Origin of the sequence: Psychrobacter sp. PP-21, assembly GCF_033790785.1 — a bacterium.
Classification (GTDB): Bacteria; Pseudomonadota; Gammaproteobacteria; order Pseudomonadales; family Moraxellaceae; genus Psychrobacter.
Map to the genome: position 1 here is coordinate 41,421 of NZ_JAMYEB010000012.1, position 14,856 is coordinate 56,276.

At 43.9% G+C, this 14,856-nt stretch carries 16 protein-coding genes and 1 pseudogene; 2 read left to right on the forward strand and 15 right to left on the reverse strand.

Annotated features, from left to right (window positions below):
• The first annotated feature begins 6 nt into the window (after positions 1-6).
• Complete coding sequence (locus NJD71_RS10010; protein ID WP_319051824.1) at positions 7-963, forward strand: EamA family transporter; 957 nt, start codon at positions 7-9, stop codon at positions 961-963.
• Positions 964-1,104: 141 nt separating this feature from the next.
• On the opposite strand, the gene NJD71_RS10015 is transcribed toward NJD71_RS10010, so the two are convergent.
• The 5 genes and pseudogenes from NJD71_RS10015 to NJD71_RS10035 form a co-directional block, all read right to left on the reverse strand.
• Complete coding sequence (locus NJD71_RS10015) at positions 1,105-2,154, reverse strand: zinc-binding alcohol dehydrogenase family protein (protein ID WP_319051864.1); 1,050 nt, start codon at positions 2,152-2,154, stop codon at positions 1,105-1,107.
• Positions 2,155-2,266: 112 nt separating this feature from the next.
• A complete protein-coding gene (locus NJD71_RS10020) occupies positions 2,267-3,124 on the reverse strand; it encodes an SDR family NAD(P)-dependent oxidoreductase (protein WP_319051825.1) in 858 nt (285 codons plus the stop codon).
• A 303-nt stretch (positions 3,125-3,427) separates the two neighbouring features.
• Entirely contained in the window at positions 3,428-4,555 is a 1,128-nt protein-coding gene (locus tag NJD71_RS10025; RefSeq protein ID WP_319051826.1) for a M14 family metallopeptidase, read from the reverse strand.
• 300 nt (positions 4,556-4,855) lie between these two features.
• Positions 4,856-5,410, reverse strand: a complete 555-nt coding sequence (locus NJD71_RS10030) for a hypothetical protein (protein WP_319051827.1) — start codon at positions 5,408-5,410, stop codon at positions 4,856-4,858.
• 26 nt (positions 5,411-5,436) lie between these two features.
• A pseudogene (locus tag NJD71_RS10035) lies at positions 5,437-6,493 on the reverse strand (RNA-guided endonuclease InsQ/TnpB family protein).
• Between the two features lie 21 nt (positions 6,494-6,514).
• On the opposite strand from NJD71_RS10035, the gene NJD71_RS14000 reads away from it, so the two are divergent.
• Positions 6,515-6,607, forward strand: a complete 93-nt coding sequence (locus tag NJD71_RS14000; RefSeq protein ID WP_442967672.1) for a transposase — start codon at positions 6,515-6,517, stop codon at positions 6,605-6,607.
• Between the two features lie 26 nt (positions 6,608-6,633).
• Here the strand turns inward: NJD71_RS14000 and NJD71_RS10040 are convergent, their stop codons facing one another.
• The 10 genes from NJD71_RS10040 to accB form a co-directional block, all read right to left on the reverse strand.
• The gene (locus NJD71_RS10040) at positions 6,634-6,870 is read right to left on the reverse strand and encodes a hypothetical protein (RefSeq protein ID WP_319051828.1); all 237 of its coding nucleotides are present in this window, start codon (positions 6,868-6,870) and stop codon (positions 6,634-6,636) included.
• Positions 6,810-7,406 (reverse strand): carboxylesterase family protein, encoded by a 597-nt coding sequence (locus tag NJD71_RS10045; protein WP_319051829.1) that lies wholly within the window; start codon positions 7,404-7,406, stop codon positions 6,810-6,812. The genes NJD71_RS10040 and NJD71_RS10045 overlap by 61 nt, the downstream gene beginning before the upstream one ends.
• 409 nt (positions 7,407-7,815) lie before the next feature.
• On the reverse strand, positions 7,816-8,640 hold the full coding sequence (locus NJD71_RS10050; RefSeq protein ID WP_319051830.1) for a DODA-type extradiol aromatic ring-opening family dioxygenase: 825 nt from the start codon (positions 8,638-8,640) through the stop codon (positions 7,816-7,818).
• 153 nt (positions 8,641-8,793) lie between these two features.
• Entirely contained in the window at positions 8,794-9,249 is a 456-nt protein-coding gene (locus NJD71_RS10055; protein ID WP_319051831.1) for a DoxX family protein, read from the reverse strand.
• 375 nt (positions 9,250-9,624) lie between these two features.
• On the reverse strand, positions 9,625-10,068 hold the full coding sequence (locus NJD71_RS10060; protein ID WP_319051832.1) for an acetyl-CoA carboxylase biotin carboxyl carrier protein: 444 nt from the start codon (positions 10,066-10,068) through the stop codon (positions 9,625-9,627).
• A 41-nt stretch (positions 10,069-10,109) separates the two neighbouring features.
• A complete protein-coding gene (pxpA, locus tag NJD71_RS10065) occupies positions 10,110-10,847 on the reverse strand; it encodes a 5-oxoprolinase subunit PxpA (protein ID WP_319051833.1) in 738 nt (245 codons plus the stop codon).
• Positions 10,837-11,760: a biotin-dependent carboxyltransferase family protein gene (locus tag NJD71_RS10070; RefSeq protein ID WP_319051834.1), complete on the reverse strand. Its 924-nt coding sequence runs from the start codon at positions 11,758-11,760 to the stop codon at positions 10,837-10,839. Before NJD71_RS10070 ends, pxpA begins: the two co-directional genes overlap by 11 nt.
• A gap of 52 nt (positions 11,761-11,812) precedes the next feature.
• Positions 11,813-12,466, reverse strand: a complete 654-nt coding sequence (gene pxpB / locus NJD71_RS10075; RefSeq protein WP_319051835.1) for a 5-oxoprolinase subunit PxpB — start codon at positions 12,464-12,466, stop codon at positions 11,813-11,815.
• A 214-nt stretch (positions 12,467-12,680) separates the two neighbouring features.
• Positions 12,681-14,027 carry an acetyl-CoA carboxylase biotin carboxylase subunit gene (accC, locus tag NJD71_RS10080; protein WP_319051836.1) on the reverse strand — a complete coding sequence of 449 codons (1,347 nt, stop codon included), beginning with the start codon at positions 14,025-14,027 and terminating at the stop codon, positions 12,681-12,683.
• Between the two features lie 79 nt (positions 14,028-14,106).
• Positions 14,107-14,589 (reverse strand): acetyl-CoA carboxylase biotin carboxyl carrier protein, encoded by a 483-nt coding sequence (gene accB, locus NJD71_RS10085; protein ID WP_319051837.1) that lies wholly within the window; start codon positions 14,587-14,589, stop codon positions 14,107-14,109.
• Positions 14,590-14,856: the final 267 nt, after the last annotated feature.

The following is a 14,856-nucleotide window of genomic DNA, read 5'->3' on the forward strand; positions in this document are numbered from 1 at the left end:
AATTACATGACTCCCATATATACCGCATTGGCTATACTAGTTACTTTTATTTGGGGCGTAAACTTTACCTTTATTGCATGGGGGCTTGAGAGCTTTCCACCATTGATGCTCACTGCACTTCGTTTTTTCTTTACTGCTGTGCCATTGGTTTTATTTCTAAAACCACCTAAATTTAACCGTACTTTATTAATATACGCCATCGGTACATTTGTTATGCAGTACGCTTTTGTATTTACTGCCATGCATTTGGGCTCATCACCGGGACTAACGGCACTATTACTCCAGATTCAGATTTTTATCACTGTATTATTGGCTTACTTTATATTGGGCGAGGCAGTAAGTCGAGTGCAAATCATTGGTATGTTGGTTGGTGTACTTGGACTCAGTGTGATTGCGCTAAACCTTGGTGGTGATATGCCTTTAGCTGGATTTATCTGTATTTTGATTGCAGCAATAGGTTGGAGCTTTGGCAATATCGCATCAAAGCAAGCGTCAGTACAATCCGCTTTGAAAACCGCGCAACAGGGGTCAGGAAACACTCTCGTCTCGCTTAATACTAGCAAAAATAAAGCATCTGCATTATCTGCTCTAGCATTGGTAGTCTGGGGTGGTCTCATTGCTTGCGTGATATTGACTCTATCTTCTCTTATCTTTGAGCCCGATGCCTGGCAAGTAGCAACGTTTACCGAAGCCTCACTAAAATCTTGGCTATCACTTGCGTTTATTGTCTATATCTCAACACTCATTGGCTTTGGACTATGGGCGCATTTGCTCAGTCAAAATACTGCGTCCAAGGTTATGCCTTTTGCCCTACTAGTGCCCTTATTTGGTATGGTGACCTCTGTGCTGCTAACAGGAGAAGTCATAACGTGGTGGAAGATGCTTGCAATGATACTGATTTTGTCAGGGCTATTGCTGGCAAATGTGAAGCTAAAGTTGCAAAGAAAGCATCAATCAATATGACGTTAGCTGCTTTATTTAAGTAAAGTAAAAAAAACGATAAAAAATATGGTCTCATTACCCATAAAAAAACCACCCTAGCCATTCAAGCTGGGGTGGTTTTCTATTCTGGTTTTGAATTCATCTCTTCTAAAGCTATAAGCCCTACGCAGACCAACCTTCTAATACAATCTTGCCATGTGCTTGCTGGTTTTCTAGCATTTGATGCGCGTGACGTACATGCTCAGCTGTGATAGTGCCAAGATGATGGGCAACGGTGGTTTTGATCTCGCCTGCATCAATCATGTTTGCCACGTCCGTCAATAAACGATGCTGTTCAATCATGTCTGGTGTCTGGAACATAGAGCGCGTAAACATAAACTCCCAATGTAGGCTCAGACATTTAGTTTTAAGCGCCTTAATGTCTAATGATTCAGGATCATCGATAAGCCCTAATTTACCTTGTGGCTTTAAGCATTTGATAATCTCTGCATAATGCTCATCAGTGTTGTTTAGACTGATGACATAATCTACTTCTCTGATACCTGTCTTCTGTAGCTCATCAAACAATGGGTTACGATGATTGATCACATGATCTGCGCCTAGACCCTTTAACCACTGTACACTCTCCTCTCGTGATGCCGTACCGATGACTGTGGCAGAGGTCCGTGTTTTTAATAGCTGCGTTAAAATAGAACCAACCCCGCCCGCTGCACCAATGACCAATACTGAAACGTCATTAGCACGCTCATCACTACCGTTTTTATCTGCCGAGCTATTAGTAACAGGCACTTGCAGACGCTCAAACAACATCTCCCAAGCCGTGATTGTGGTGAGTGGTAATGCCGCTGCCTCAGCAAATGTTAGCGATGCTGGCATACGCCCAACGATGCGCTCATCAACCAGTTGATACTCAGCGTTGCTCCCTGAGCGGGTCAGATCCCCCGCGTAATACACCTTGTCCCCGACTGAGAATAAGCTGACTTCTTCGCCAACCGCTGTCACGATGCCCGCCGCATCCCAACCAATCACTGCATACTCACCCTCTGGTGCAGGACGCGATTGACGGATCTTATAATCCACTGGATTTACGGATATGGCTTTGACCTCTACCAGAATGTCGTGGCCTGTCGCAGTTGGCTTATCAAGCGTAATGTCTTGTAGCGCTCTTTCGTTATCGATGGCCAGATTGTCTTGATAGCCAATGGCTTTGATGGTGGTCATAATGCTGTATCCTATTTTTAATAAAAGTGATTTTGATGGTTTAACAGTTAACTTCTAGCAGTTAACTGATGACATAAGTTATAAGCCCTATAAAATATACGTGCTAGGCAAAAATGGACTGCAATACAGTTTGCGTTTGCTGCTCAAGCTCGGCAATAGTGTCTTTATTTAAAGCATTGGCATGCGGTTGTCCAAATTCGCCTCTGGCATCGCCATGCACGCCATCTTTGATATCGTTATCAAAGTATTTGCCCGTGTCGTCCGCGAACTCATCCGAGACCGCTAATGCTGTTAGGATATTTGCGCCTTTGTCCGCTGGTGACCAATACTGACCATACGCTTCATCGACCATTTTGGTATTCAATAGCGACCCTGGGTTGACCGCAATCACGTTAATATTATCGCTAGCAACCCTATTCGCTAAGTGCATACTCCACATCGTTAATGCCAGCTTGCTTTGCGCATAGGCGGCTTTGTCATCGAGACGCTCTTGTCCCATAAATGCCTTATATGATATTGGAACTTGAGCAGCCGAGCTTAGATTCACAATACGCGCTTTACTAGACTGCTTGAGTAAAGGTAGTAGCGCATTAGTCAACTCATAAGGCGCTAGGTAATTGACCACAAAGCGTACATCTAGACCCTCTGTAGTCATCGCTGATGACGTGGTATAAATTCCTGCGTTATTTATCAATACATCCAGTGTTGGTAGCTTTTCGTTAATGTCTGCGGCCATCTTCAATACAGCGGTGAGGTCGGAGAAATCAGCGACAAACCCATCAATATGATCTACCGCATCGCCTGTTGCCACAGCTTGAACTTCTGCAATGACACTGGCAAGCTTGTCAGCATCGCGGCCATGCAGGTAAACGTGATGCCCAGCTTCTGCCAAATGTAAAGCAGCCAGCTTACCAATGCCGTCCGTGCTACCAGTGATTAAAATAGTTTTAGTTTTGCTCATGATTGCAACCATCCTTATTATTTGATTATTTAACTTATGGTTATCTTATTAGGTACACGCTACATTTTATCCGCCGTCATGATATCCATTGTTATGAAAGTGTTGTACTTCATACAGCTACTATTGATCATTTTTCAGTGTTATTATTAAAAATAACGAACGCTTTATCTGATTGTTTACTGTATGAAAATCATAAAGATATGATGGACAAAAAAACGCTAGTAAGTGAGTACTTACTAGCGTTTAAATAATAGCTTAAGTGCCTTTTATGAGTTGTCTGTCCAAATTTTCAGTTAGCGTCAATTATCGTAAATCATCAACGACAGCCAGCATAGCAATGAGCGAAGCCTCCCCTAGCTGCATAGAACGCTCCGGTGACCACCCTTTCTCTTCATCAGGTAGATTATCATTGTCCTTGAACGGCATCTCTAACGTATTGGCCAGACAATCAAAACGCTCAGCGACCCAGTTGGTTGCCAGTGTCATATTTGCCTTACCTGGCGCATCAACGTCATAGCCAACCTCCGTCTGAAAATCCGCACTGGCGAGTGTCAATACCTCTGAAAATCTATCACGAAGATGTGCCAGACGCTCATTATAGCTTGGCGTGCCTTGAGAGCCAGCAAGAAACGCGTATGGCAGTGCCTCGTCACCATGCACATCATAAAACAGATCAACACCCGTCTCTTCCATTTTATTGATCACATGAAAGACTTCAGGGCTTTTGTCCAAACTTGGATTTGTCCATTCGCGATTGAGATTGGTTCCGGCAGCATTCGTACGTAGATGCCCGCGCACACTACCATCGGGATTCATATTGGGTACGATATAGAAATTGGCTTTGTCCAATAACTGTCTGCCTGTTGCATTATCGCTATCTAACAAGCTATATAGCAATCCCTCAACCAACCATTCAGCCATCGTTTCACCCGGATGTTGACGCGCCGTGATCCAGATGTTGCGTTTATTAGCATCACCGTCACCGATTTTTACCAGAGTCAAATCACGCTTGTCGAGGGTGTCACCTAAATGCTCTAGAGTAACTAACGGGTGCGTCTGGACGGCGGCTAATAAGTCTTGATGACGCTCATAGCTATAAGGGGCAAAATAAGCAATTTGAATGGTTTCGCACTCTAATGCTGCTACAATGGTCAATGTGCCATCTTTATAAGAAGTCGGCAGACGAAACCAATGCTGACGATCATAAGACGCTACTGCTTGGTAACCCTCCCACCCTTCTACATAAGATGCCTCTCCTGCATTGACAATATTGAGAACATACTCTTCTCCAACCTCACCTGAGAGGCGAAAGTTAAACCACTGAAAAAATACTTCGCCAACGTCCGGACGAATCGCCAGTTGAATGTTTTTGTTATCATCTACAGTGATAACCTCAATGTTACCGGCGTCGAAATTGTCCGTAATATGCATAATGGCTCCTTATCTCATTATTATGATCGTACTCTATCGGTTTGTTATAAGCTGATGGTTTTACCTCAACACTTATTTTGCTAGCGTCTATAACCGTTACACTTAATTGGTCATGGTACAATTCTTTTCAAGTCAAAAGCTTGCTAAGCTGACGGTACTAGCGCCCTATGTCTAAAAACACTAGGATATTACACCCACTATTGCTCAGTCAGATTGCTTCTCATACCATCAAACATTTATATCCCCACAACAAAATAACGGCCTTACATTAGCAAGGCCGTCATCAGCTATACAATCCATTTAGAAAGAGTAATCGGTCCATAACATTCTGACGTCGCGCTCAGGGTCATTAACCGCTTCAGAGTCTACATCGAATCTCATGGTTGTTCGATCTGTAAGCTTATAGTTATCCCAGCTCACCTGCCCAGTACGAGCAAACTCAATCCAGTTTTGGTGTATGGTATTGGCAAGTTTTTGCGGTGGCTCATCGCCAACGAAATTTTTGGCTTGCTCGCTACCGAGCGCGTTAAAGGTAAAAGGCACATCCACAAAGTGTGCCGCGCCTAGCCGTCCATCGAATGCTGGTGACAACCACGAAAAGTTATAATGCCATACTTTATTACCGTTTTTGATTAAATGCTCAGCAAAGCTATCGCCAACAGACTTGTCGCTATTGGTAGGTGCATATACCTTAAGTGGCTTACCATTCAATGATAAGTCATTTAGCAATTGAGATCTTTGTGTAGAGGTAATCTTATCAATAGCACCTCCTGGTACAGAGTAAAGCCTTGCCTCTTGATCGGTACTACCGACAATCACTGGATTGACATACTCCCACACTTTCGAGAAGCTCAAGTGGGGGATTCTAAAAGCAAATGCTCTTAGGCGACTTTCTCACGAAGGTCACTTGTTTTCTGTTTCAACGGGCGACCTTTACCGCATCCTCCCTCCGCAGACAACACGGCATGTCCTGCCGCTAATATATTACGAGCCGCATTAAAATCAGCGTTCGCAACATACCTACATTTGACGCACTCAAATTTAGACTGAGTTTGTCTGTTTTCCTTGGCGATATGCTTGCATTTAAAACAGGTCTGACTGGTGTAGCGTGGATTTACCTTAATCAGTAAGCCGCCTTGCCATTGCTGCTTGTACTCAAGCATATTGACCATCATGCCCCAGCCTTGATCTAGGATGGATTTATTCAATCCTGACTTGGCTTTAACCTGACGACCTTTATTCTCCACCGTACCGCTAGCTGATTTCGACATATTGGCTACTTTTAAATCTTCACAAGCAATTGGCGCTTTTAGAGGGGTGGCGAGGGTTCTCAGTCAATTCACGTTCTGTGCCAAACGACACGTACCAGTGCCCCGATTTCTTGCTGATGGTGATGTTTTTAATCGTGCCAGTAATGTCTTGCGATTTTCTAAACCTCACCAGACCAATGCCATTAGGCAGTTTTACTCGATTGCCCTCAATACGGCAGTATTTATCAAACTGCACCAAGCGAATTGAGTCGCAGCCATCGGATTTGCGCTTAAATTGTGGCATCAATGGTCGTCGTTGAATCTCTGTGCCATCAGCCAGTTTAAAAAACTTGGGTTTGCGAGGTTTCTTTTTATTTTCTTTTAATCTGTCATGTGCTTTAGGATCAAAGAAACGTGACCAAGCCGATGCCAGATCACGTACTTTTTGTTGTAAAGACACCGCGTTTGAGCTGCTTTTTAAGAACTCGAAATCAGGGTTGTTCTTTAAACCTATAATTTTGTTAACAAGGTTGGTGGCATTGATAAACTCATCTTTAGCAAACATCTCAAATGAGATCGCTAGCATTTGATTCCAAACAAAACGTGCAGAGCCGACAAGATTATTTAAAATAATCTCCTGCTCTGCATTAGGCTCAAGCCTAAATTTGTACGCTTTGTTGATTTTCATAAATGCTTTCTTTATTAATGAGTGTGTGTTTGGTCGCGTTCCTATTTTACAAGCGCTTGTGGTGATACGCCATTAGATATTATTAAACAGTATATTCAGAATCAGCGATGCTAGCCAGTGATGCGAAATTCACTTCCACCTTAGTGTCGGGTGGAGGTGAATTTCGCTTTTTTGGTAGATGCATCTGCATATTTTATCAGGTCTTTCATTGGTGATTCTTTGATGATATCACCATCGTTCACAGGCAAAAACGCCGTACCACCCCAAGACATCATGCCCCACTCGTCTCTATCTTTTACCGTATTGCCGATATTAATCACTTCAGAGACCAAATCGTCAAGTGGTACTTGAGAGATATCGGTCGTCGTAGGTGCCACTCCAAGCGCTTCAGCAAAGAGCGTACTGACTCGACTCGGTAGTTTACCGTGACAACAATCGTGTCGTTTTTTGCAAAGCTAGTACCGTTATAGGCTTCCTCGCCTGCATCTGCTCGTATAAAGGCACCACCGGGTAGCCAAACCATGACAGGTAATTGCTTATCTGTTTTTAGGGCATTTTTGGGTGCCCATATATTTAATATCAAGTCACCCACAGCGCCCACAAGTTGAACTTTTTTCTCTCGTCCTGGCTGCGGTACTGGTGCTGTTTTGGCAGTAGCATCTAGCACGCCTTCCCACTTCTCGTAAGACTGCGGTGCCTTAAACCTAAGCGCTTTTGTAAAAGGGTTATGTGCATAAGGAATACCGTAAAAGGTAGTAACGCCATTATCTGCTTTGCCTTTTAACTCACCTTGAGAAACGGTAATGTTCATTTTTTCCCCTTCATTATTTGCAGCAAATGCAGAAACCATACTGACACTCAACAGTACAATGACCACCTTTCGACACGCCCTACTCACCTTGTTAATCATCATGGCTGCTACTCCTTTTTTATTTTTTGTCGATTGCCTACCTGCTATCTTCTTAATAGCCATCAAAACAGTGACTTTCCTCTAGGGCGTGTCTTTATTTTAAAAATGGTAATAAAAATGAGATAAATTGCCGTCAAACAAGGAAAATAGCTGGTTAATATCGAGATATTAACCAGCTATTTGACGCGGTTTGGCAAAATTTAGCCATTTTTAGTCCATTTAGATGACCATCGATTGAATTGAAGACACGCCCTAGAATAATACTGTTTTCTTGTGCAGATTGTTATGAGACAAACGTAAGGGTTTTATCGTTTGCAGGCCCGTTCTGATAAGACGATAAGAGTCATACTTGCAAATTTTGAGAGACCACTACTCTACATTACTAAGAAAACGAGAACTGTTGTATCAGCATTTAGCCAAACTGAAAAGCCGATAACTGCGTTTTAAGTACTTGCTCGGAGTAAATTTTGGTGCCTTTATCATTACCTGCTGCACCTGCTATTACCATCAGCGGCAGTAAATGCTCCTCTGCACCTAAGGGATGTGAGTCAAGCGCGTGAGGCGCCATCGACCAGTCTCTAAGCGCTGCATCTCGCTGCTCTGAGTCAGATTCAATCGTTTGGGTCAACCAGTCATCGAAAATCTCTGATGGCGCTGTAAAATGCGCATCGCCATAGCCCCTCATATTATGAAAGCTCATACCGCTTCCGATGATTAATACACCTTCTTGACGTAATGCCTGCAGTGCTTGACCTGCCGTCAGATGCGCTGTTGGGTCTAGATCATTACGCAGTGACAGTTGTACTACTGGAATATCTGCTTTAGGAAAAATCACCTTTAGCGGTATAAACACCCCATGATCAAAACCGCGTGACGCATCTTGCGTATTTGGGATGCCTGCCGCTGTCAGCAAATTACTAACTCGTTTAGACGACGCTGGCTCACCTGATGCTGGATAAGTCAGCTGATACGTATGATCAGGAAAACCATAGTAATCATAAATGAGATCAGGCGCTATGCTCGTAGTAATTGTAAACTCAGGCATCTGCCAGTGCGCGCTAATGATTAAGATAGCCTTTGGACGCTCCGGAAGTCGAGTATGAATACCTGTCAAAAAGTTTGCCATACTATCCCATGTGTTCGTAGGCTGCCAGTCCATAAAAAAACAGGGTCCGGCACCATGCGGTATAAATAGGACAGGCTGAGTAACTGTCTGGCCAGATGAATGTGCTGTCATAATTCTCTCCTTGTCCTATTCATCAAAGGTGACTGTTAATAGTAGGTCGTTTTATATTTACTGGCTTTGGTTTTTACTGACTTTTATCTGTACTGATTACGATTACAGGTAAGCTCTTAAACATAACTGTCAAAAGGTGATCTCTAAAGCCAACTATGACGCGCGTCCTAGCTTTGCTGCTAATGCTTTGTCTATACTAAAAGAGCCACCACCTTGTACGACCAAAGACAGTAAAGCAACCATCAAGGTCAATGCATACTCGTAGCCACCGTTAGCAGAAAACAACCCATTGCTGATATGGACAGAAAAGATAGCCACTAGCATCGTGAATGCAGCGACCAATGCAGCAGGTCGTGTGAGTAACCCGAGTACCAGAGCGAGTCCACCGAAAAACTCAGCGCCGCCAGCTAATATAGCCATCAGCAACCCAGGTTCCATGCCCATACTGCTCAGCCACTGTGCCGTTCCTGCCAGCCCATTGCCATCAAACCAGCCAAAGAGCTTTTGGGCACCGTGCGCCATCAAGATTAGGCCGACAGGTACACGAAGAATTAGGGCGGCAACCCCAGCTTTAGAGGTCAACATTTTATTTAGTAGCGATGATTTCATTGGTACTTACTCCATAACGTATTAGTGCGATAAGTGATTTAATATTGGTATAAACATACTTTACTATCGTCGCTATAAAAGAGTAAGCCCACTTATATTGAATGATTATCAACACAGTGTTTATAGTTGGTTTGGTATTAGGGGGTATAAAAAACATGGAGGAGGACATTGATATAATGTGTATACGTGTAGTGATGCTTAGAAGATATCTGGCGTGGTTAAAACTGGTGGTTTAAGGCTTTAAACCTGTATGTCACAAATCATCGCTCAATATCGCGAAGCACTGACAAGCTATCACCGCACTACTTAAACGCTCAAGGCAACAAAAGCAATGAAGACAAAAAGAACAACCATACTGATATAGGAGCACCTGAATTAGGTGTTATCTGCGAGTACCATGATGGGCTGTCCGTACTCAACACCTTGCCCGCTTTCAACCAAGATTGCCGTGACAATACCACTCTTATCACTTACAACTGGTAGCAAACGGGTCAGCTCATCAATAAAGCAAACGGTTTGACCTTTTTGAATATGATCGCCTTCTTTAATAAGATCATCTGTTGTAGCGTCTTCGCTTAAATAGACCTGCCCCACATAGGTCGCACAGACTTGCCTTATTTTACTGTTTGGTTTGTTGGGCTTAACAGTAGCGCTAGTAACATCGTTATTAGCATCGTTAATAGCTATATGACTTGGCTTACTTGGCACTTTTAGAGTATTGACCACTTTAATGGACTGATCACCATCAGCAATAGTGACTTCATGCAATTGACTATTTTCAACCAATGTGACCACACGCGCTATTTGCTCTATATCCATAATAGATTCCTTAACTTAATGTTTAACTGAGACCGAAATATTTAGTAGGCAGATATCGTGATACCTTTGAGCTCTAGTTGTTTCTTGATTTCTTGGGCAAATAAAATGGCGTGTTCACTATCCCCATGTAGGCAGATGCTTTGTGCTTCTACGGGTACGGTCTGACCACAGGTGCTAGTGACTGTCCCTTCAGTGACCATTTGCAAGACATGCTTAACAGCCTCATCTGTATCGGTGATTAAGGCGTTGTCTTTACTACGAGAGACCAGTGAACCGTCTTTTTCGTAGTTCCTGTCAGCAAACACTTCTGATATTGCTTCTAAACCGTGTTTCTTAGCTGATTTAACCAAATAGCCACCTGACAAACCCATAACCTTTAGGTTTGGATCAAATCGCTTGATCTCACTGACCAAAATATCTGATAAGTCTTCGTCGATAGCGGCTTGGTTGTACAGCGCACCATGCGGTTTGACGTAGTCTAAAGACACGCCTACCAAATCGCAGAGCGCTTTAGTCGCGCCCAGCTGATACACCAATAACGCGCGGTATTCTGCTTCACTTAACGGCTGATGGATACGGCCAAAGTTTTCTCTGTCATTGAGACCAGGATGCGCGCCCACGCTTACGTTGTTTTCTTTTGCCAACTGCAACGTTGCCAGCATCTCGCTATAAGAGCCCGCATGTAGGCCGCAGCAGACATTGGCTGAGCTGACTATTTTCAATAACTTATCATCTTGTCCGCAGCCTTCAGCTATATCAGCGTTTAAATCAATTTTCATGGGCATATTCCTTAATTTGATCAATATAATATTGTCTTTTATGTTGTTCATTTAACGCTTGCTCTAATGACACAACGACGAACTGACAGGTTTTGCCAAATTTAATCTGTGCCATCAGACCTATGTCTGCGCGGATGACAGTCGCGATTTTGGGATAGCCGCCAGTCGTTTGACCGTCTGCCATTAGCACAATAGGTTGGCCTTGTGGCGGCACTTGAATCATTCCAATATCAACACCGTGTGAGCTCATCTCTATGGGCTTACTACATTCAAGCGCTGTTGCTCCCTCAAGGCGGTAACCCATACGGTTGCTACTGGTTTGTAGTTTCCAAAGTTGTGTTTCCAAAGCTTGTTGAGACGACTCAGTGAAGCAATCATACTCACTGCTTTTCATCACTCGAATAACCTCGGTTGGGGCAAGCCGAGCCACCCCAATGACAGGCAGGTTTGATTCGGTTTTTACCGTTAAGGTGTCATCGGCTTTTATATATCTGCCCTCAAATCCGCCGAACCCTGCTTTGAGATTGGTGCTAACCGACTGCAACACTGGCTCAATATCAAAGCCACCATGCACACATAGGTAGGTATACATGCCTTGTAGCGGGCGCAACAGCTTGAGCGTTTGCCCTGCTGTCGCATTAATACGCCAGTAGCAAGGAACGCGTTTGTCATCTAGATAGGCTTCGTATAAAGCACCCGTTAAGCAAAAGCTGACGCTTTCTTCAAACTGTATGGTCAGCGCGCCAAGCGCTATTTCAATAGCAGGTTCGTTTGCCTCATTTTTCATCAAAGCGTTGCCAGCTTGTAGCGCCCAACTGTCCATTGCGCCGTTTCTACCCACGCCCATGCTTCGGTAACCTACTCGACCCGAATCTTGAATGCTGGCAAGGGCACTCGCCGTTAAAATTTTCATCGATACCACCTGTCTATATATCTTTTGAATTTATGTGGCTTTTATTTACCGCTTATTGATGAATATCAATCGCGGTAAATGTCAAGGTATCACCAGCGTTCAGCAACGTTGGCACAGACTTGGTCAAGTCAAATAAAGCAGTATCCGTCTGACCTAGTAACTGCCAACCCCCTGGGGAAGCAAAAGGATAAACCCCTGTTTGCTCGCCGCCTATACCCACTGAGCCTGCTGGCACTTGGGTCCTAGGTATGGCATGTCTTGGGAAATACAGCGACTCAGATAAGCCGCCAAGATAAGGAAAACCTGGCTGAAAACCGATAAAATAAACGGTATAAGTGGCTTTGGTGTGTATCTCAACAACAGCTTCAACCGAGAGATCTAGACTATCTGCCATGGCTGCCAGATCGGGGCCGTATTTACCGCCGTAATGCACTGGTATCTCGACATGCTTACCATCAATAGTTTTGGAAGGAATGTCATCAAGTAGCGCTGATAGCTTGTCTTTAAAACAATCCAGCTCAGCCCATGTCAGTGCCACAGTAAATACACTGAGCGTATTCATCCCAATCACTACTTCGACGACTTCTGGCATTTTTTGGATGCTGTCTGATAGCGCCCAGCATTTTTGTTGTTTTTCTAAGGTGGTTGGTTTTGGGAAAAACAATGCTAGGTTAGTCTCGCTGCATATTTTCCATTGTAGTTCCATTAGCATGTGCTCCATTATTTTTCATCTGCTATAGCCAAATCACCTATAAATTGGATACGGTGTCAGGCTCGGTTAGTCTACGACTTGTGGTGCTTTCACTCGCCTTCCTTGTATCCAAATGATATTGAACCGACTATATCTTGGTTCTGACGCTTCTGACGCTTCTGACGCTAATGTCAGATTTGGTTTTCATTTTTGCGGGCAATACCTGATTTTATATATTGTCTTGTATCCACTGTTCTAAATAATGAATGCTCATTTGACCCTGACAAAACACCTCATCTTCAAACAGACGTTGATGCAAACCAATGTTGGTATCAATACCCGTGATTTGCGCCTCCCATAATGCTGCACGCATTTTTTCTATCGCTTTTTCTCTTGAACGATCTTGTACACATATCTTGGCAATCAGACTGTCATAAGATGGCGGCACGGTATAGTTCGATTCAGCATGACTGTCTACTCTGATACCAAACCCTGCTGGCATGTGGCAGTAGTCTATGCGTCCAGCATTTGGCAAAAATGTCTGCGCGTTTTCAGCATTGATACGGCACTCAAAAGCGTGTCCGGTAATGGCGATATCACTTTGCTTGTATGCCAGTGGCAGTCCTGCCGCTACTCTGATTTGCTCTTGCACAATATCGACGCCCGTCACCATCTCAGTAATGGTGTGCTCAACTTGCACACGAGTATTCATCTCGATAAAGAAGAACTCACCGTTTTCGTATAAAAACTCAAACGTGCCTGCGCCTCTATACTGCATTTGCTCGCAAGCTGTGACACAGGCTTGGCCTATTTTCTGACGTTGCTCTTCGGTAATGCCGGGTGCTGGCGCTTCTTCAATGACTTTTTGATGTCGACGCTGCATAGAGCAATCACGCTCGCCTAAATAAATCGCATTGCCGTGGGTATCGGACATGACTTGCACTTCGATATGACGCGGTGCTTGTAGGTATTTTTCGAGATAAACGATAGCGCTACCAAAATTGGCTTTGGCTTCTGTTTGCGTCATAGAAATCGCAGAGAGTAAGTCGGCTTCTTTTTCGACCACGCGCATACCACGCCCGCCGCCGCCGCTTGCTGCTTTGATAATGACTGGATAACCAACGTTACGGGCAATCTTGATAACTTGCTCTGAATCAGCAGGCAATGCGCCATTCGATCCAGGTACACAAGGCACGCCAGCCATGGTCATTTGCTTTTTGGCTTCGACCTTGTCGCCCATGTTTCTGATATTGTCAGCCGTTGGACCAATAAACGTGAGACCCGAGTCTTCAACTAAGGCCGCAAAGTCTGCGTTTTCAGATAAAAAACCATAGCCTGGATGGATAGCTTGCGCATTGGTAAGCTTTGCAGCAGAAACCAGCGCTCGTTGGTTAAGATAGCTGTGTGTGGCATTGGCAGGCCCGATGCAGATTTTTTCATCGGCTAGGCGCACGGGTAACGAGTCTTTGTCTGATTCAGAATGCGCAATGACTGACTGAATACCCAGCTGCTTACAAGCTCGGATAATACGTAGCGCAATCTCGCCACGATTGGCAATTAAGATTTTTGTGAACATGTTTATTCCCTTAAAAATATAGTATCACATGCAGTGTTTGTGCAGCGTCTATACAATGTGGAGCAACTATTGAGTGACTTTAACTGTCTGGCACTATAATAAATAAGGGCTGTGCATATTCTACGACCTCACCTTCCTCGATTAGAATCTCTTGAATCGTACCGTTAACTTCTGCCTTTACCTCATGCATCATTTTCATGGCTTCAATGATACATAGTGTCTGCCCTACTGCTACCTGATCACCTTCCTCAAAGAACGCCTCAGCGGTCGGCTCAGAGCGAAGATAAAAAGTACCGAGCATAGGCGCTATTACTTGAGAATGAGTGTCTGCCACCGCTGTAACGCCAGCCTTATGATCACCCTCTACATCGGTATCAATTTGCGGCTTTAGATGTGCTGTTTTGGAATGGCTATTATTGATGTGATTTGAGCTGTCTTCACTGTGATCAGATTGACAAACGATAGAGATACGCGCATCACCATCACTCACTTCTAAGGATTGTATATCGGCACTTTCTGCCAGCTCGATGAGTCTTTCTAGATCTGCAAAATTGATATTCATATGGTTGGGCATTCCATCAGAGTGAAGTAAAAATTGTTATTCTAAGTTTTAACAGTACTATTTGAGTGACTCCCTCAACAACCTGAGCTTAATTTGAGGGACGTCAGATAAGAACAATAATGAAAAACAGTAATCCGGCTAAAACCATAACGCACCCTATCCTTTCAAACAACTATTGGGCCTAAAAAAGTAATTTTCTCAAAACGCTACTCAGTAAAATCACCACTTGTTTAAATAACGACACCCTGTAAAGAAAATTAGACAGCA